This is a genomic window from Paenarthrobacter sp. TE4293 (assembly GCF_050435325.1).
GTDB lineage: Bacteria > Actinomycetota > Actinomycetes > Actinomycetales > Micrococcaceae > Arthrobacter > Arthrobacter nitroguajacolicus_C.
Map to the genome: position 1 here is coordinate 94,453 of NZ_JBNJRY010000004.1, position 18,101 is coordinate 112,553.

Here is an 18,101-nt window from a genome sequence, read left to right on the forward strand (position 1 = left end):
ATGCGCGGACGGGGAGGCAGCGCGGCTTCTCCCCACTAAACTGGGAAATCGCAAACGTAAGCAAGGAGCATATTGTGGCAGAACGACTTATCCCGGGCGACGTTGCCCCGGACTTCACCCTTCCGGACGAAACCGGCAAAAACGTCAGCTTGTCGGACTTCCAAGGGCGGAACACCATCGTCTATTTCTACCCGGCAGCGTCCACGCCCGGGTGCACCAAGGAAGCCTGTGACTTCCGCGACACGCTGGCTTCCCTCCAGGCCGCGGGCTTCGATGTTCTTGGCATCTCCCCCGATCCGGTCAAAGCACTGGCAAAGTTCGCAGCAGAAGAAGAACTGACGTTCCCCCTCCTCTCGGACGAAGACCATGCAGTTGCGGACGCTTACGCGGCATGGGGCGAGAAGAAGAATTACGGCAAGACCTACATGGGCCTCATCCGCTCCACCATCGTCGTGGATGCCGAAGGCAAGGTGTCCTTGGCCCAATACAACGTCCGCGCAACAGGGCACGTTGCCAAGCTTCGCCGGGACCTCAAGCTCGACAAGTAGCGGGTACACTGGAGGCCGGTAGATGGCCGCCCCCAGGGGCACACCGGCCAACAGCCAGCGCGAGTGGTGAAATTGGCAGACACGCAGGATTTAGGTTCCTGTGCCTTCGGGCGTGGGGGTTCAAGTCCCCCCTTGCGCACAGTATGAAAGCACGGTGGCCTCGAGCCACCCGGAACACCCCCGGTTGCAGAGCCTTGCAGCATGGGGGTGTTTTTCCTCAAGCAGCGGGGATGGCTTCCTGAAAATGCGCTGGGAAGTGCACTCAGGACGGTCAACTAGACTGGAATGCGGTCTGGCCGAAGCCGGCCACAGCACTTCCAACCGGCTTGAGGGGACAAGAGTGGCAAGCAGCAAAATGCGGCGACTGACGTTACAGTTCGGAGCTGCCGTAGCGGTTTTGGGGCTGGCAGCGTGCACCGGAACAGCAGGGCCCGCGCCGTCTTCGTCCGCTGGCAGTTCTGCCCCGGCGGAACCCACTGCCACCTTCAACTTCGGCACGGCGTCCATGCCGTTGGGGCTGGATCCCGCCATGACCGCCGATTCCGAGTCCTACCGGGTCACCCGCCAGGTCCTTGAAGGACTCGTGGGGGTCGATGGCAGCACGGGTGAGACCACTCCCCTGCTGGCTACGGAATGGAAAGACAGCAACAACGGACTCAGCTACGACTTCACGCTTCGCTCCGGGGTAACGTTCCACGACGGCACGCTGTTGGACGCTGCCGCCGTCTGCGCCAACTTCGACCGCTGGTTCACTTTTCCCGCGGAACTCCGCAGACAAGCGCCAGGCATTTCGTTCCAAGGTGTGTTCAAGGCCTACTCCGACGAACCTGTGTTTTCCATCTTCAAGGACTGCAAGGTGGTCTCCGGCAACGATGTCCAGATCAACCTGACGCGGCCCTTCACCGGTTTCCTTCAGGCCTTGACCCTCCCCGCCTTCGCGATTTCCTCCCCTGCCGCCCTTGAAGCGCAGAAAGCGAATGTGCTGGACCAGGCCCGGAATGGCCAGGCCGTTTCCGCCTATGCCGGCCACCCTGTGGGAACGGGCCCGTATCAGTTCAGCGGTTGGGACGAGAACAAGCTCACTCTCTCCACGTACAAGGGATATTGGGGCAACAGGGGGCAGATAGCCACCATCAACTTCATCCCCTACGACCGTGCCGAAACGCGGCAACAGGCCCTCCTGGACGGCAAGATCGATGCGTACGACCTCGTGACCCCCGGGACCTTTGACCAACTGGTCAAAAAAGGTGTCCAGATCATTCAGCGCGATCCGTTCTCGGTGATGTATCTCGGCATCAACCAGGCCGTGGCACCCCTCGAAAAGCTCGAAGTCCGCCAGGCGATCGAAATGGCCGTCGACAAGGAAACCCTGATCCGGCGGTTCTTCATCGACAACACCGCCCAGGCATCGCAGTTCGTACCGCCCAAGCTCAGTGGCTTCAACAACAACGCGCCGTCCTTGGGATACAACCCCGAAAAGGCCAAGGAACTCCTGCAAAAGGCCGGCTACAAGGGCGAAGAAATCAAGTTCTACTATCCCCTCAACGCGTCCCGGGCCTACATGCCAACACCCGAGAAGATCTACGCCGAGATCAGCCGCCAACTGGTCGCGGTGGGCTTCAACATCAAGCCGGTGCCCATCGGCTGGGAGGACGGTTACCTGCAGCGGGTCCAATCGGCCGGCGACCGCGGCCTGCATATCCTGGGGTGGAACGGCTCCTACGCCGATGCCGACAACTTCCTGGGACCCCTGTTCGGCGAGACCCGGGCAGAGTTCGGATATTCAGATTCCGAAGTCTTCCACAAGATCGAACGGGCACGTGCCATGCCCAACGGAGACGACCGGAACGCCCAGTACCAAGCGATCAATGCAGAGATCGCCGCCTCGGTGCCGGCCGTCCCGATTGCGTTCCCCATCTCCGCCTTGGCGTTGTCCAACAAGGTGGAAAGCTACCCGGCTTCACCGGTGCTCAACGAAGTTTTCACAAACGTCCGCCTAAAGCCTTGACGATTCCCCGCAATTTCAGTATTGAGTCTGCGCGGGGATATTCTGTGACAGCCAGTGCCGCCGCTAACGGAGATTGATCGTGACCTTCATTTCCAAGACTCAACATGCCGACGTCGTCCTTATTGGCGGCGGAATCATGAGTGCCACCCTTGGTGCGTTCATCAAGCAACTTGAACCCACCTGGACCATCTCCCTGTTCGAACGACTCGACGAAGCGGGGCTTGAGAGCTCCGGGCCGTGGAACAACGCCGGCACCGGACATGCTGCGCTGTGTGAGCTTAACTACTCCCCCGCTGCCAAAGACGGATCCGTGGATCCGTCCAAGGCCCTCCACATCAACGAACAGTTCCAGCTTTCCCGCCAGTTCTGGTCGCACCTCGTGGACAGCAATGTCATCGGGTCCCCTAAAGGTTTCATCAACACCGTCCCGCACATGAGCTTCGTCATCGGCGATGACCACGCGAACTTCCTCAAGACCCGGTACGAGGCCCTCAAGCCCAACACGCTGTTCCGCAGCATGGAGTACACCGAGGACCAGGACCAGATAGCCAAGTGGGCTCCGTTGATCGTCAAGGGTCGGGACCGCAAGCAGCGCGTCGCCGCCACCCGCGCCGCTGAAGGCACCGACGTCGACTTCGGTGCGCTGACGCGTGAGCTGACCACCTACCTGCAGGACAGCGGTGCCGAGGTCAACTACGGTCACGACGTCACCAACATCAGCCGCGCAGCCGGGGGCGGATGGGATCTGTCCCTGAAGCACCCCAAGTCCGGTGAGCACGGCCGTATCCATGCCAAGTTCGTCTTTGTCGGCGCTGGCGGCGGCGCCCTCCACCTGCTCCAAGCCTCCGGGATTCCCGAAAGCAAGGGCTACGGCGGATTCCCCGTATCCGGCCAGTTCTTCCGCTGCACGGATGAAGCCATCACGTCCCAGCACAGCGCCAAGGTGTACGGCCAGGCGTCCGTGGGCGCCCCACCCATGTCCGTCCCCCACTTGGACACCCGCTACGTTGACGGCAAGCGATCCCTGCTCTTCGGCCCGTACGCAGGCTTCTCCACCAACTTCCTCAAAACGTCGAGCTATCTTGACCTTCCGCTGTCGATCCGCCCGGGAAACATCATCCCGATGCTGGCCGTGGCCAAGGACAACATGGATCTCACGGCCTACCTCATCAAGGAAGTTGCCAAGCGGCATGAGGCCAAAGTGGAGTCCCTCCGCGAGTACTACCCCGAGGCCGTAGGCGGCAACTGGGAGCTGATCACGGCGGGGCAGCGCGTTCAAATCATCAAGAAGCACCCCCAAAAGGGCGGAGTCCTGCAGTTCGGCACCGAGGTCATCGCTTCCCGCGACGGTTCCATCGGCGCCCTGCTTGGTGCCTCGCCGGGCGCCTCGACAGCTGTCCCCATCATGATCGAGCTGCTGCAGAAGTCCTTCCCCAAGAACTTCAAGGGCTGGCAGTCCAAGCTGAAGGACATGATGCCGGGCTACGGCGTCAAGCTCAACGAGAACCCGGAACTGGCTGCCGAACTGGAAGCAAGCACCGCAAAATCCCTGCAGCTGGAAGTGGCCAACGCCGTCCAAAGCTAGGCTTCGCCCGGGGCTGCGGCCGGTTCCCGTCAGACGAATCGTTACGTAGACCTCAGGAGTCAATGCAATGTTCCGCCTGGCCAAGCTGTCCCTGGGAAACCGGGCCTTGATCGCGCTGATCACCGTCTTCGCGGCGGTGTTCGGCGTGATCACCATGGGATCCCTGAAGCAGGAGCTCATTCCGTCCATCGAGTTCCCGCAGATCACCGTGGTGACCTCCATGCCGGGCGCTTCCCCGGAGGTGGTGGACAAGCAATTGAGCCAGCCCCTCGAGACAGCACTGAACAGTGTTGAGGGCCTGGAGTCCACCACGTCGACTTCCCGCAACGGCGTCTCGCAGATCACCATGGTGTTCACGTACGGTTCCAATCTGGACCGGGCACGCAACCAGATCGACCGGGCCATCTCGAACGCGAAACGGGTGCTGCCCGCCGACGTCGAGCCTCAATCCATTGCCGGGAACATCAGCGACTTCCCCATCGTCTACCTCGCGGTATCTTCGGACAAGCCGCTCAGCGAACTCAACGCGGACCTCCTGCGGCTCAGCGTTCCCCGACTCCAGAAGATCGACGGCGTCCGTGGCGCCGACGTGACAGGCGGAGCCAGCCAGCACATCCTGATCCAGCCCCGTCCGGCAGACCTGGCAGGCAGCGGCGCTACCGTCCAGGCCATCAGCAATGCCTTGAAGAACAACGGCACGCTGGTTCCTGTCGGAACCATCGAGGACCAGGGCAAGACTTTGTCCCTCCAACTGGGCAGCCCCGTCGATTCCCTGGACATCATCAAAGGACTTCCCCTGGCAGGGGCAAGGAACGCTGCCACCATCGGGACAGTGGCCGACGTCAGTATCGAGGACGACGCCGCCACCTCGATAACGCGGACCAACGGCAAACCGACACTGGCACTTTCCGTGACCAAAAAGCCCGAGGGCGACACCGTCGCGATTTCGCATGCGGTGCGCGACGCTATTGGGCCGATGCAGGACGAACTGGGCAACAACGCCAGGTTCACGCCGGTCTTCGACCAAGCCCCGTTCATCGAAAAGTCCATCAAGGACCTCACCACGGAAGGGCTCCTGGGCCTGGGCTTCGCCGTGGCCGTGATCCTGGTGTTCCTGATGTCTGTTCGATCCACCCTTGTCACCGCCGTCTCCATCCCGCTATCGCTGCTGATCACGTTCATCGGCATCTCCGCCACCGGATACTCGCTCAACATCCTGACGCTGGGCGCCCTGACCATCGCAATCGGCCGCGTTGTTGACGATTCCATCGTGGTGATCGAGAACATCAAGCGGCACCTTAGTTACGGCGAACACAAACTTACGGCCATCCTGACCTCCATCAGGGAAGTCGCCGGAGCCATCACCGCGTCTACCCTGACCACCGTGGCCGTGTTCCTACCCATCGCTTTCGTGGGCGACCTGGCAGGAGAACTCTTCCGGCCCTTCGCCCTGACTGTGACCATCGCACTGCTGTCATCGTTGCTGGTTTCGCTGACGATCGTTCCTGTACTGGCCTACTGGTTCCTCGCTTCCCCGGCAAAGGGCGCTGAGTCTTCAGGGTCCACCCACGAGGCTGCGGAGAAGGCCCGGGAGGCCGAGCAGCGGAGCAGGCTCCAGCGCGGTTACCTTCCGATTCTCGAGAAAACACAGAAACACCCGGTCATCACGTTGTCCGCCGCGGCCCTGGTGCTTGTGGCGACCATTGCCGTTTCACCGCTCCTGGCCACCGACCTGCTGGGCCGCTCCGGTGAGAACAGCATGACCGTGCGGCAGGTCCTTCCGGCCGGGACGAGCCTCCAAGCCACCAGCGACGAGACCGCTAAAATCGAGGACGCACTCAAGGGCATCGAGGGCATCAAGGACGTCCAGGTCACCTCGGGCAATGCCCAGACTGGCTTCGCTGCCCTGACATCCACCGGTTCATCCAACTCGACATTCACGATTGTCACCGACGAGAAAGTGAACCAGTCCAAGCTCCAGGACCAAGTCCGCGCGAAACTTCAAGGGGCAGCCGGGAAAGTCACCGTCGGTTCCCAGCAAGGTGGGTTCGGTACGTCCTCCACCGTGGACATCACCATCAGGGCGGCCAACTCCGCAGACCTCCAAACGGCCAGCGATGCCATGGTGAAGGCCATGGATGGCGTGCCCGGCAGTTCCGAAGTGGCAACCAACCTCGCGTCAAAGCAATCGGTGGTCCAGGTCCGTGTCGACCGTGCCAAGGCCGTTGCTGCAGGTTTGACGGAGGAGCAGGTGGGAGCGTTCCTTGCCTCCACCGTCAGCCCCATCCCGGCAGGCACCATCCGGATCGACACCAACGATTATCCGGTGCAGATCGGTGAGGGCACACGCTTCACCAGCATTGCCTCAGTGCGGGCCCTTCAACTGCCCACCGCCCGCGGTGCCGTGGCGCTGGAGTCCATCGCCGCCGTCGAGCAGGTTGATACTCCAGTCTCCATCACCAGCAGCAACGGGCAGCGTACTGCGCGGGTGACGGTGACGCCGTCGGGTTCCAACCTGGGCAGCGTCAGCACAGCCGTCCAGGAGCGGTTGGCAACGGTGGAACTGCCCGCAGGCGTTACTGCCACCATTGGCGGCGCGACAACGCAGCAGGCCGAGTCGTTCCGGCAGTTGGGCTTGGCGTTGCTGGCGGCCATCGCCATCGTCTACGTGATCATGGTGGCGGCGTTCAAGTCACTCATCCAACCACTGATCCTCCTCGTCTCGGTCCCCTTCGCCGCGACCGGCGCGGTGGGGCTGCTGCTGGTTACCGGTGTCCCGCTGGGCTTGCCCTCGCTGATCGGCATGCTGATGCTGGTGGGCATCGTGGTCACCAACGCCATCGTCCTGATCGACCTCATCAACCAATACCGCAAGCCGCACGAGGGCCGACCGGGCATGAACGTGGCGGACGCCATTACCCACGGCGCACGACAACGCCTCCGCCCCATCCTGATGACCGCACTGGCCACGGTCTTCGCGCTGACCCCCATGGCGTTGGGTCTCACGGGCGGTGGCGGGTTCATTTCGCAGCCCCTGGCCATCGTGGTGATCGGCGGGCTGGTCTCTTCCACTGCCTTGACCTTGGTCCTGGTCCCGGTCCTTTACAAACTGGTGGAGGGGCGCAGGGAGAAGAAGGACCTGCTCAAGGCCCTTCATGACAAGCCGGCCCCGACATCCGGCAACAGCCCGGCCGGCGGTTCATCGGAGGAGTTCCAGGACTGGACAACGGGCATGATTCCCCGGGTCAAGGGCCGCCGCGCAGCCCACAACCCCGGAGAGTAGCGGACTCTCCACCAGAGACCCCTTTCACTCGCAGGGCCGGGAACATTTCCTGGCCCTGCCCTGTTACAGACTTCGATACATGCAAATGCATCTAGTTTGGGTTACACTGATAACAGAGCCCGGGACCTCGGGCAGGGAGAAAGGCACATCATGCAGATCGGCGTATTCAGCGTCAGTGACATCACCACTGACCCCACCACGGGCCGCACGCCCACGGAAAACGAACGCATCAAGGCGTCCGTTGCCATCGCCAGGAAGGTCGAAGAAATCGGCATGGATGTCTACGCCTTGGGCGAGCACCACAACCGGCCGTTCTTCTCTTCCTCCCCTACCACCACCCTTGCCTACATCGCCGCGCAGACCGAGCGCATCACACTGTCCACCGCCACGACGCTGATCACCACCAATGACCCGGTAAAAATCGCCGAGGACTTCGCGATGCTTCAGCACCTCTCCGATGGCCGCGTGGACCTGGTCCTTGGCCGCGGCAATACGGCACCGGTCTACCCTTGGTTCGGTAAGAACATCCAGGACGGCGTGGAACTCGCGATCGAAAACTACAGCCTCCTGCGCAAGCTGTGGGACGAGGACACCGTCAACTGGTCGGGCAAGTTCCGCACCCCGCTGCAGAACTTCACCTCCACACCGCGTCCGCTCGACGGCGTCGCTCCCTTTGTGTGGCACGGATCCATCCGCACGCCGCAGATCGCAGAAGTCGCTGCGTACTTCGGGGACGGCTTCTTCGCCAACAACATTTTCTGGCCCAAGGAGCACTACCAGCAGCTGATCGGCCTGTACCGTGAGCGCTACGAACACTACGGACACGGCAAGGCAGACCAGGCGATCGTGGGCCTCGGCGGGCAGTTCTTCATGAAGAAGAATTCCCAGGACGCCGTCAAGGAATTCCGCCCGTACTTCGACAACGCACCGGTGTACGGTCACGGCCCATCCTTGGAGGACTTCACCTCACAGACTCCCCTGACCGTGGGAAGCCCGCAGGAAGTCATTGAAAAGACGCTGACCTTCCGCGAGGCTTTCGGCGACTACCAGCGCCAGCTCTTCCTGATCGACCACGCCGGGCTTCCCTTGAAGACCGTCCTGGAGCAGTTGGACCTCTTCGGCGAAGAAGTCCTTCCGGTCCTGCGCAAGGAGTACGCAGCCATGAAGCCGGCCCACGTGCCGGACGCTCCGACGCACGCATCCCGCGTCGCCGCAGCATTGGAAGACAAAGTCAGCGAATCCGCACCTGCCGGAGCCGCGGGGCAGGACGCCTGATGTCCAGCCCTTCGGCGTCCTCCGCCGTTCGCCTCGCCGCCGAAACCTGGGAGTCGTTGTTCCGCTCCCAGGTGGCGGTGATGCGGAAGCTCCAGTCCGGGCCGGCCTTCAAAACGCTCCCCGTCAAGGAATACGACGTCCTGTTCACACTGTCCAAGTGTCCTTCCGGGCAGCTCCGGCTCAACGAAATCAACGACAAAGTCCTGCTGAGCCAGTCGAGTCTGAGCCGGCTGGTGGACCGCTTGGAAAAGCGCGGTTTGGTGGAGCGGACAACAGCCCCCGACGACGGCCGCGGAGTGCTGCTGTCGCTCACCGAGGCGGGCAGCGAGCTCCAAAAAGCCATCGGCCGGGAACACGTGCGCGACATCGCACACTTGGTGGGACCTGCACTCACCGCAGAGGAACAGCGCGAACTGCTTCGCCTGACGGAAAAGCTGCGTGCGTCCGTGGCCGGGCACTAACGCAGGCTGACGAGCTCCCGGGGGTCTTCCACTGGGAGCTCGCCGTTGATTGAGGCACTGACCCTGAGGGTTTTGAGGGTCAGGCTGCCACCAACGGTGGAAAGGAACGCCGTATCCGAGGAGTCCCGTCCGGCGGTGATCCTGAGCATGGATTCGCGCGGCGCCAGTCCGGTGGGATCAATGATGTGCCAGCCACCGTCAACATAGGCTTCGGCCACGGCATGGAAATCCATGGGACTCAAGCCAGGTGCGTAGACCGCTGCAAGCCGGGCAGGAATGTCCTTGGCCCTCAACAGCGCTATGGCCAGGTGGGCAAAATCACGGCACACCCCCTTGCGGTGGAGCAGCGTCTCCACGGCCCCATCCGTTCCCCGGGACGACCCACTGACGTAGCGTAATTCCCCGTTGACCCAGTCGCGGACCGCCTGAAGGAGCCCGGCTCCTTGCAGGGAACCGAACTCGGCGTAGGACGTAGGCAGCAGCCTGTCCGACTCCGCATACCTGCTGGGCCGAACGTACCGGATCAGTTCCATGGGGGACGGTGTTTCAGGGATGCCAAAGCCATGGACGGTAGCCCGGTAATCGACCGTCACTTCGCTGGGCTCGGAGAACTCCAGGTAGTGGAAGCGGCCCCCGTGATGGTCGCTGAGTTCGGCGAAGGGAAGTTCTTCCCCCGCAGAGGTGATCGACAGGGTTTCCGTCAGCGAGTCGTAGCCAGGATTCCCGGCCACGGCGATGGCCATGGCCACCTTGGTGTTGGCTGCGGTCTTGAAAACGAGCGTGGCAGCAACGTTGCGTTCCATTGATCTCCGGAGTGGGTTGCGGCGGGCGGCCCCCACCGCCGCCAAAGGTGAACCAGCCAATCGCAGAACTAAAGATTGACCTTCAGAGACAGTAGCATCCGCTGGACATTGGCGAATTCAGAGCCGTGGACGGCGTACTTCGCGGCCAGGTCCAAGGTGTCGAACGACTTGGCCGGCGCCACCTTCTCATCCGCGGCGAACGCATGGATCGCGGGCACGTCTCCAAAGAAGTAGTCGCCTTTTCCAGCGGGCCCTTGCACTCGGTTCCGGAGCTCGCAGGACTGTCCGTCGGCCCCGGCCACCATGTTGGTGATGCCGTAGGAGCCGAAGAACTTATAGCCCTGGATCACCCGGAACACCACCCTTGGATCAATGGTGTCCGGGCCGTCGGAATGCGGGACGTCCAGGGGAACGCTGCTGATCACTACATAGGGGCGCCCCTGCCCCTCTGCGCACGCTGAAGGACTCGACGGCGGCAGGCCCGTGTGGAGGGTGGCGATGTATCTCCCCACGGCATCCTTGACTTCCACCTTTACTGCTCCGGGCAGGGAACCGGCCTCCGGCGTTCCCGACTGGGCGATCCAGTCCTTGGGTAGGTCGAAACTGACAGTCTTGGCCGGATCCGAGTAGGTCTTCCATGACACCGCGGTTGCTGCCGCACTGGGGCTGGCACTGGCCGCATCCGTTGAAGCTGTCGCTCCTTCCGAAGCGGCTCCGGAGGATGGGCTGACGGCAGCGCCGGGTTCCGGCGTCGTGCTCCCTGATGGCGTCCCAGTGCCCGACTCGGAACTGTTGGGCTTGGACGTAGCAGTGGAGGTGACCTGGGGTCCCTTGTTTTCGGCAGAGCAGCCCGCCGCCGCTGCAAGCACGCTGCCGGCCAGCGCCACGGCGGCAAGCTTCACAGGAACGCTCCTCAGGTCCATGATGCCGTACATGTCCACAGCCTATCGGCGCCGAGGCACCGACACGCACAGGACTAGGCTGGGGGGTATGGCTCCCGATCAACAGGACTACTTCGAGGACGGTATCCCCAGCATGTCAGCGGTTGATATTGCTGACTGGCGGCTGCGGACGTTCGCCCTTTATGACAAGGTGCGGCAACTTGCGGCCACCAATCCGTTCGACGCCCACGTTTTCTGGCGTCAGGAACGGGACCTGATGTTCGCCACCCACCCTGCATCCGCGCTGACTGCTGAGATGAAGGCCTCTTTCTCAGGCCTGCGAACCGCCGGGTATGACCCGGCTTTCCGCCGGTATGCTGCCTTGTCACCGGAAGGCTCCGGGCAGGAGATGAACGTTGAGACCGGAACGGACGGCGTGGTGCCCTTTGTTCGCATCGGCACGTTCGAACTTCCCGGGATGGGCTCCTTGGCTGCGTGGCGGTTGCGGAGCTACGGAGGTGGAATCTTTGTCCCCTTCCGTGACGCTACGGCCGGCAAGGCCGGTGGAAGCTATGGAGCCGGACGATACCTGTTGGACACGGTCAAGGGCTCATTCCACGGCACCAGGGGCTCCGCCGGTGATCAGGAATTCATCCTCGACTTCAACTTTGCCTACAACCCCTCCTGCGCCTACAACGAAGCCTGGGCGTGCCCCTTGGCAGGGCCGGACAACCGCTTGGCCACGGAAGTTCCCGTAGGCGAGCTCTACCTGGGCTAGCCCGGCACACCACCCGGGCCAAAGGCCGCGAGCAACGCGACGGCCGCAACGATCGTCAGGGGTGCCACGATCAAGCCGGAAACGGCATAACCCTTCCACGTGATCAGCACGTTCATCCGCACCAGTCGATCGTGCCACAGCAGGGTAGCCAAGGACGCCCACGGGGTGATCAGGGGCCCTGCATTGACGCCGACCAGGAGCGCAGCCATTCTCTGCGGGCTTCCCGCGAGGGGTTCGGCCAGAAGGTAGGCGGGCAGGTTGTTGACCACGTTGGAACCGAGGGCTCCTGTCATGGCCAACCTCAGCAGTTCAACAAAACCACTTCCCTGGCCTGCCATCCGGCCCAGCAGCACTGAGGCACCCACGTACTGGGCAGCCTCAACCACCAGGAAAAGACCACAGGTGAACAGCAAGAGCGACCACGGGATGAGTGTCACCGTCAGCACCTTGGGGCGTCGGATGGCAAATATTGCTGCCAGGACCACAGCTGCGCCGGTGGCAGGTATCCACAGAGCTACCCCGGACACCAGCGCGGGCAAAAGCAACACCAGGACCACGGCGCTGGCCGCCAGGAGGACTTTGTCGGCGGCGGCCTTGGTTGAGGCTGCCGGGGCAGGACGCGCGGAATCAAGGGCGTAGGTCTTGCGGAGCTCGCGCCGGAAGACCAAGGCGATGAAAGCCAAGGGGACCACGATGGCCGCGAGCGAGGGCGCCCACATCAACTGGGCAAACTGTATCGGGCTGATGCCGCCAAGATTGTGCTGGGCCAGCAGATTGGTCAGGTTGGAAACCGGAAGCAGCAGGCTGGCCGTATTCGCCAGCCACACCGTTGTCAGTGCGAAGGGAAGGACGGGCAGTCCTGCCTGGCGGGCCACTGTGACCACCACGGGCGTCAGCAATACCGCCGTCGTATCCAGCGACAGGAAAACGGTGCTCAGCACGGCGAACAACGCCAGCAGCAACCACAAAAGAACACCGCTGCCGCGGCCCCAACTGCGCAGCCGCCGGGCAATCCACTGGAAGGCACCGGCTTCGCTGACGAGCTCGGTCACCACGGTCATGGCAACGACGAAGCCCAGGATGGGTGCCACCCGATCCACCAGGACCGCCACTTCCTGCCACGGAAGGACACCCGTAGCGACGGCTGCCCCGCCTGCCACGAGGAGAACCAGTCCGATGATCGCCAGCCGCATGAGTCGGATTCTAAGCCCCCGCGCTGGGTTTCTTCCTGAGGCACGGTTGGAGACACCGTCCCCGGCACCGTCATCCGCCAGTAACCGAGGGAGCACCACCCCGGGGAGGACGTAGGATGTCATCATGACGTCACGCCTCCCCCACCGCATTGCCCGTGTCAGACCCGCCTCTCCCCAGTCACCGGATGAGCATTTCTTCGTGGGCAACGACGCCGGCGACTTCACTTCCACCGAAGGCAGGGCATGGACCGTCATCGACTCGCCGTTCCCGGTTTCGCGGGCCAACGATCCCAGTCCATCAAGGAGCGGTTGGGAGACCGGTGCTGTGGTGACAGAAGACTCGTTCGACTTCCTGGCTCCGTCCGTGCCCGTCAATGTCTTTGGAATGGCCCACAACACAGGGAAGCCCGGCCGGGACCTCCCGCCCCAGGCGTTCCACAAGGCTGCGTCGAGCGTGATCGGCCCAGGCGAAGCGATCCAGTTGAGCTCCACCGTGGGCTACGTCGATCCTGAAGCGGAACTGACCGTCGTCGTCGGGCGTCCTTCCCGGGGCTTGACGCTGAAGACGGCACGTGCGGCGATCCTGGGCTACACCATTGGCAACGATGTTTCCGCCAGGGACCTTCAGAAGACGGACGAACTCTGGATCAGTGCCAAGAGCCAGGACACGTTTACGCCGGTGGGGCCGTGGATTGTCACGGACCTGGACGACTCGAACCTCGAGATCGGAATCATCCACAATGGCGGCGAACTCAAAACCGCCAGTTCAGCGGACCTGGGCTGGAAAGTGGACGAAATCATGGTCTACCTGACCTCGTTCATGACACTCCAGCCTGGTGACCTCGTGCTGACGGGCTTCCCGGCAGAGTGCGCCCGCATCCAGCCCGGAGACACCGTGGTGTGCCGCGTGGAAGGCATCGGCGAGCTGCGGAACCCCGTCACCGGCGCCTCCTGGGAGGTCGGGACTCCATAGTGTGTCAGGCTTAACCCCATGGAGACAGCTGCAGACGCCACGGAGCTTCGGCCGTCTCCCCCACAAAAGCCACCACGGAAACGGCACCGCGGGGTCCTCAAATACCCCGTCGTGCGGCAACTGATCCGTTTCACCGGAGTCGGAGTGGTGTGCACGGCGAGTTCGCTCGCCATCTACGCGTTGCTGCGTCCCTGGATTGATCCCCAGCTGGCCAATGCGGTGGCCTTGATCCTCACATCGTTGATGAACACGGCCCTGAACCGCCGCCTGACGTTCAAAATCACCGGAAGGAAGAAGCGCACCCAGGATCACCTGAACGGGGTAATCCTGATCGGTATTGCCTTGGTCATTACCGGTGGCAGCCTGGGTGTGCTGCATCTTTTCCGGCCGGAAGCAACGGTCACCGAAGAGCTCTGGACCACTACGCTCTCCGGCTTCGTCGCCACCGCCGTCCGGTTCACTTTGCTTCGGCATTGGATTTTCCGGCGCGCACGGCACGTCTAGTCAGCTGGGCTGCGGGGAGGCCAGGTTCCGGACTCGTCCGACGGCGGTCTCCACGGCGGCCGCGGCTTGCTCCAAGTCGACGTCGGTGACGGTCGATGTGAAGCTGAAGCGCACGGCAGTCTGGGCTGTCCCGGGGTCGATCCCGAGGGCCACCAGCACTGGCGAGGGCGCGTCGGATCCGGCGGCGCATGCCGAGCCGCTGGAGCACACCACGCCGAGCCGCTCGAGTTCGAGCAAAACTGACTCGCCACTGGTTCCGGGGAAGCAAAAGGACGCTACTGACGGCAGCCGGTGACTCCGATGACCGGTCAGTAAGGCAGCGGGTACGCCGGCGAGGACCCGCTCAATGAATCGGTCCCTCAAGGCCGAAACACGCGCAGCCTGTTCCGGTTGCTCGGCGCTGGCCAACCTCAGGGCGGTGGACAACGCCACGGCGCCTGCCACATTCTCCGTGCCGGACCGTTTACCCCGTTCCTGCCCTCCCCCGTGAACCAGGGGTTCCAAGCGCAGCCGTCCCTTGCTGAACAGGACGCCGGTTCCCTTGGGCGCTCCAAGCTTGTGCCCGGAAATGCTCAAGGCGTCCACGCCGAGCGCCTTGACGTCCAGCGGCAACCACCCGGCGGCCTGGACGGCGTCAGTGTGGAACGGGACGCGGAGTTCCCGCGCCACTGCCGCCAGGGATGCAATGGGCTGGACAGTTCCGATCTCGTTATTGGCATACATGATGCTGACCAGGGCCGTTTCGGGCCGTATCGCGGACCGCAGAACGTCCACCGACACCAGGCCGTCGCCGTCCACCGGAAGAACGTCCACGACGAAGCCATGCACGCGTTCCAGGTACTTCGCCGATTCCTCCACCGCAGGATGTTCGATGGCGCTGATGACCACCCGGTTCAACCCAGGATCTGCCGCCCGCCTGGCCAGCGCAATCCCCTTGACGGCCAGGTTGTCTGCTTCTGTCCCTCCCGAGGTGAAGGTCACCTCACCTGGACGGCAGTTGAGCACCTCCGCGACGCCGGCACGCGCGTCTGCAAGCCCGGCAGCTGCTGCTTCGCCGAGGGTGTGGTGGCTGGAGGGATTGCCGAACTCACCGCTCAGGTACGGCCACATGGCCTCAAGCACCTCGCGGCGCACTGGGGTGGTTGCTGCGGCGTCGAGGAAGATCATGGGCGTCGGGCCCTTTCAGTTTCGTGAAGTCGTGAGCTCGACGTCGAGTCCAAGGTCCAGGGCCGCGACGCTGTGCGTGAGCCCGCCGATGGAGATGACATCCACGCCGGCTGCGGCAATCTCCGTGACCGTGCTCATGTTCACGTTGCCGCTGGCTTCCACAATGGCCCGGCCGTCCACCTGCTTCACCCCGGAGCGAAGCTCCTCAAGGGAGAAGTTGTCCAGCATGATGGTGTCCACTCCTGCTGCCAGCACAGCCTCGATCTGCCCGGGCCGGTCCACTTCTACTTCGAAGTGGGTGGTGTGGCCGAGCTGGGCCTTGGCCGCAAGCAGCAGCCCAGTCAGCTTGCTGGAATCGCCTCCGGTCATGACGGCCAAGTGGTTGTCCTTGGCCAGTACGGCGTCGGACAAGCTGTACCGGTGGTTGGCTCCCCCACCACAGCGCACGGCGTAGCGTTCCAGGACGCGAAGGCCCGGCGTCGTCTTTCGGGTGTCCGTGATCCGGGCACGCGTCCCTTCCACGAGCCGGACAAATTCCGAGGTCTTGGTGGCGATGGCGCTCATGCGCTGCACCAGGTTGAGACCGACCCTTTCGGCGAGCAGCACCGAGCGGGCGCTGCCGCTGACCCGCGCCAGGTGCGCCCCGGCGTCGAACGCTTCACCGTCGGCGAGCAGCAGTTCCACCTCGGTAGCAGGGTCGACATACTTCATGGCGTCACGGAATACGGTACCGCCACTGAGAACACCGGGGACACGCGCGTTCAGCACAGCTGTTGCCCGGGCATCGGCGGGGATCAGCAGTTGCGAGGTGATGTCCCCACTGGGTGCGTCCTCGGCGAAAGCCCGTTCCAGAATGTCCCGGACAGGGGCTGCGGGGAGGGTCAGGTTAGTCATGGACGAGGCTCGCTTTCCGGCTCATGGTGTAACGCTTGTCAAAATCTTCGACGGCGGCTGGTTCCGCCACACCGTCGCTGCGGTAATGCGCGCCCAAGGACGCCCGCCGTTTCCGCGCTGCATGGACGAGCAGCTGCGCCGCTAGCAAAAGATTGGAATCCTCATGCTCCCGCACGTCCAAAGACCCCGGAACGCTCAAGGGACCAACAGTCTCTTCCCATTCCCCCAAAACCTCTGCGGCCTCAGCCAGGAGGTCACCTGAACGCAGGACACCTGCCTTGGCGGTCATCAGCCGCCGAAGTGCCTGCCTCGAGAACCCGCTGGCTCCCGCTGACTCGGCGGTTTCGCTGAAGGTTCCGCTGCGATTGTCGCCTGCCGGGGTCCCGGCAGCGTTCGTAAAAGCGAGGCCGCCCGCGGCCGAGTCAGCACGCAGAGGGACTCCGTCAGGCGACCCACTGGACGACCCAAGGAACCCTTCAACAGCCCGCCGCCCAAACACCAGACCCTCGAGCAACGAGTTACTGGCCAGCCGATTAGCCCCTTGCACGCCCGTACAAGCAACCTCACCGGCAGCCAGCAACCCGGGAACAGAGGTCCGGCCGTACAGGTCAGTCACGACCCCACCCATCCAGTAGTGCGCCGCCGGCGCCACGGGGACCGGTTCTTTGGTCCAGTCAACGCCTGCCTGGCGGGTCCGTTTGCTCAGGGTCGGGAAACGCCGGGCAAGGAAGCCTTCGCCCCGCCGTTCCTCGATCACGGTGGCGTCGAGGAAGACGTGGCCATGGGGATCGCCGAGTTTTGCAAGGTGCAGGGCGATGCTGCGGGAAACAACGTCCCTGGGGGCGAGCTCGGCGTCGGGGTGGTAGTCGGGCATGAACCGGTGACCGGCCGCGTCCACCAGAATGGCGCCCTCACCCCGGACCGCTTCGGAGATCAGCAGGGGGTCGTTGTTGCCTTCAACTTCCCTGGCATCGGCGGGCCGAACCATGCACGTGGGATGGAACTGGAAAAACTCGAGGTCGGCCACAGCGGCACCGACCCGCCATGCCAGCGCCAGCCCGTCCGCGGTGGCAACAGATGGGTTGGTGGTCTGGGCGAACACCTGCCCTGCTCCGCCGGTTGCCAGCAGGACAGCATCGCCACCGACTCCGAACTCCCGGCCATCCTGGATGACATTGGCACCCACCACCTTGCCGCCCTGCGGCCCGCCCAACGTCAGCGATGTGACGTGGGCGTGCCCGATCACGTGGATCTTGCCTGCGGCATGGAAGTCCAGGACTGTCCTGATCAGTGCGGCCGCCACCCCGGCGCCGGTGGCGTCGCCGCCGGCGTGCAGGATCCGTGGTGCGGAGTGGGCGGCTTCGAGACCAAGGGAAGGACCGCCGTCGTCGTCAAGGTCGAAGTGGACGCCGAACCGTCCCAACCCGGCGATGTCCAGCCGCGCCTCGCTGCACAGCACCCGCACCGCTTCCTCGTTGCAGTGTCCGGCGCCGGCCTTGAGCGTGTCGGCAATATGGGCGGCCACAGTATCGCCGGCAGCGGGCTCGTCCAGGACGGCTGAAATCCCACCCTGGGCGTAGTAGGTGTTGCTGTCGGCGAGCGCTCCCTTGGTCAGCAGCACCACCTCCGCGCCGGCTTCTGCGGCAAGCAGGGCTGAGTACAGTCCGGCAATGCCGCTTCCGACGACGATCAGCCGTTGGGGCGCGGGGCCACCGGCAAGGCTCTCTGTTGTCATGCGAGGCTCGATT

At 63.5% G+C, this 18,101-nt stretch carries 15 protein-coding genes and 1 tRNA gene; 10 read left to right on the plus strand and 6 right to left on the minus strand.

What is annotated here, in order from left to right:
• The first annotated feature begins 74 nt into the window (after positions 1-74).
• The 7 genes from bcp (at position 75) to QF015_RS09330 (ending at position 9,160) form a co-directional block, all read left to right on the plus strand.
• Entirely contained in the window at positions 75-548 is a 474-nt protein-coding gene (gene bcp, locus QF015_RS09300) for a thioredoxin-dependent thiol peroxidase (RefSeq protein WP_310208748.1), read from the plus strand.
• A gap of 57 nt (positions 549-605) precedes the next feature.
• Positions 606-687: transfer RNA gene (locus tag QF015_RS09305), tRNA-Leu, on the plus strand.
• A 201-nt stretch (positions 688-888) separates the two neighbouring features.
• Positions 889-2,556: an ABC transporter substrate-binding protein gene (locus QF015_RS09310; RefSeq protein WP_397337279.1), complete on the plus strand. Its 1,668-nt coding sequence runs from the start codon at positions 889-891 to the stop codon at positions 2,554-2,556.
• A 79-nt stretch (positions 2,557-2,635) separates the two neighbouring features.
• Complete coding sequence (locus QF015_RS09315; protein ID WP_310208749.1) at positions 2,636-4,141, plus strand: malate:quinone oxidoreductase; 1,506 nt, start codon at positions 2,636-2,638, stop codon at positions 4,139-4,141.
• 67 nt (positions 4,142-4,208) lie between these two features.
• Positions 4,209-7,424: an efflux RND transporter permease subunit gene (locus QF015_RS09320; RefSeq protein ID WP_429388570.1), complete on the plus strand. Its 3,216-nt coding sequence runs from the start codon at positions 4,209-4,211 to the stop codon at positions 7,422-7,424.
• Between the two features lie 150 nt (positions 7,425-7,574).
• A complete protein-coding gene (locus tag QF015_RS09325) occupies positions 7,575-8,699 on the plus strand; it encodes an LLM class flavin-dependent oxidoreductase (protein WP_429388572.1) in 1,125 nt (374 codons plus the stop codon).
• Entirely contained in the window at positions 8,699-9,160 is a 462-nt protein-coding gene (locus QF015_RS09330; RefSeq protein WP_310208755.1) for a MarR family winged helix-turn-helix transcriptional regulator, read from the plus strand. Before QF015_RS09325 ends, QF015_RS09330 begins: the two co-directional genes overlap by 1 nt.
• Here the strand turns inward: QF015_RS09330 and QF015_RS09335 are convergent.
• Both QF015_RS09335 and QF015_RS09340 read right to left on the minus strand, forming a co-directional pair.
• A complete protein-coding gene (locus tag QF015_RS09335; RefSeq protein WP_429388575.1) occupies positions 9,157-9,963 on the minus strand; it encodes a transglutaminase-like domain-containing protein in 807 nt (268 codons plus the stop codon). The two genes, QF015_RS09330 and QF015_RS09335, sit on opposite strands and share 4 nt — an antisense overlap.
• Positions 9,964-10,031: 68 nt before the next feature.
• Positions 10,032-10,898, minus strand: coding sequence for a hypothetical protein (locus QF015_RS09340; RefSeq protein ID WP_429388577.1), 867 nt, complete (start codon positions 10,896-10,898; stop codon positions 10,032-10,034).
• 55 nt (positions 10,899-10,953) lie between these two features.
• Here QF015_RS09340 and QF015_RS09345 point away from each other — a divergent pair, with 55 nt between their 5' ends.
• Complete coding sequence (locus QF015_RS09345; protein WP_429388579.1) at positions 10,954-11,622, plus strand: DUF1684 domain-containing protein; 669 nt, start codon at positions 10,954-10,956, stop codon at positions 11,620-11,622.
• Here QF015_RS09345 and QF015_RS09350 read toward each other — a convergent pair.
• Complete coding sequence (locus QF015_RS09350) at positions 11,619-12,815, minus strand: SLC13 family permease (protein ID WP_429388580.1); 1,197 nt, start codon at positions 12,813-12,815, stop codon at positions 11,619-11,621. The genes QF015_RS09345 and QF015_RS09350 overlap by 4 nt on opposite strands.
• A gap of 124 nt (positions 12,816-12,939) precedes the next feature.
• Between QF015_RS09350 and QF015_RS09355 the strand changes: the two genes are divergently transcribed.
• Positions 12,940-13,788, plus strand: coding sequence for a fumarylacetoacetate hydrolase family protein (locus QF015_RS09355; RefSeq protein WP_429388582.1), 849 nt, complete (start codon positions 12,940-12,942; stop codon positions 13,786-13,788).
• An 18-nt stretch (positions 13,789-13,806) separates the two neighbouring features.
• The gene (locus QF015_RS09360; RefSeq protein WP_429388584.1) at positions 13,807-14,292 is read left to right on the plus strand and encodes a GtrA family protein; all 486 of its coding nucleotides are present in this window, start codon (positions 13,807-13,809) and stop codon (positions 14,290-14,292) included.
• Here the strand turns inward: QF015_RS09360 and QF015_RS09365 are convergent, their stop codons facing one another.
• Genes QF015_RS09365 through QF015_RS09375 form a run of 3 tightly spaced genes read right to left on the minus strand, consistent with a single transcriptional unit; the run spans position 14,293 to position 18,088 of the window.
• On the minus strand, positions 14,293-15,459 hold the full coding sequence (locus QF015_RS09365; RefSeq protein ID WP_429388585.1) for a cysteine desulfurase family protein: 1,167 nt from the start codon (positions 15,457-15,459) through the stop codon (positions 14,293-14,295).
• Positions 15,460-15,474: 15 nt separating this feature from the next.
• The gene (gene nadC, locus QF015_RS09370) at positions 15,475-16,353 is read right to left on the minus strand and encodes a carboxylating nicotinate-nucleotide diphosphorylase (RefSeq protein WP_310208769.1); all 879 of its coding nucleotides are present in this window, start codon (positions 16,351-16,353) and stop codon (positions 15,475-15,477) included.
• A complete protein-coding gene (locus tag QF015_RS09375) occupies positions 16,346-18,088 on the minus strand; it encodes an L-aspartate oxidase (RefSeq protein ID WP_429388587.1) in 1,743 nt (580 codons plus the stop codon). The genes nadC and QF015_RS09375 overlap by 8 nt, the downstream gene beginning before the upstream one ends.
• Between the last annotated feature and the right edge of the window lie 13 nt (positions 18,089-18,101).

Excerpts from the sequence above, each read along its gene's own strand:
- QF015_RS09325 (WP_429388572.1), top strand. The coding sequence starts at position 7,575 with ATGCAGATCGGCGTATTCAGCGTCAGTGACATCACCACTGACCCCACC.
- QF015_RS09345 (WP_429388579.1), top strand. The coding sequence starts at position 10,954 with ATGGCTCCCGATCAACAGGACTACTTCGAGGACGGTATCCCCAGCATG.
- QF015_RS09365 (WP_429388585.1), bottom strand. The coding sequence starts at position 15,459 with ATGATCTTCCTCGACGCCGCAGCAACCACCCCAGTGCGCCGCGAGGTG.
- QF015_RS09320 (WP_429388570.1), top strand. The coding sequence starts at position 4,209 with ATGTTCCGCCTGGCCAAGCTGTCCCTGGGAAACCGGGCCTTGATCGCG.
- QF015_RS09335 (WP_429388575.1), bottom strand. The coding sequence starts at position 9,963 with ATGGAACGCAACGTTGCTGCCACGCTCGTTTTCAAGACCGCAGCCAAC.
- QF015_RS09330 (WP_310208755.1), top strand. The coding sequence starts at position 8,699 with ATGTCCAGCCCTTCGGCGTCCTCCGCCGTTCGCCTCGCCGCCGAAACC.
- QF015_RS09350 (WP_429388580.1), bottom strand. The coding sequence starts at position 12,815 with ATGCGGCTGGCGATCATCGGACTGGTTCTCCTCGTGGCAGGCGGGGCA.
- QF015_RS09355 (WP_429388582.1), top strand. The coding sequence starts at position 12,940 with ATGACGTCACGCCTCCCCCACCGCATTGCCCGTGTCAGACCCGCCTCT.
- QF015_RS09375 (WP_429388587.1), bottom strand. The coding sequence starts at position 18,088 with ATGACAACAGAGAGCCTTGCCGGTGGCCCCGCGCCCCAACGGCTGATC.
- nadC (WP_310208769.1), bottom strand. The coding sequence starts at position 16,353 with ATGACTAACCTGACCCTCCCCGCAGCCCCTGTCCGGGACATTCTGGAA.
- QF015_RS09340 (WP_429388577.1), bottom strand. The coding sequence starts at position 10,898 with ATGTACGGCATCATGGACCTGAGGAGCGTTCCTGTGAAGCTTGCCGCC.
- QF015_RS09360 (WP_429388584.1), top strand. The coding sequence starts at position 13,807 with ATGGAGACAGCTGCAGACGCCACGGAGCTTCGGCCGTCTCCCCCACAA.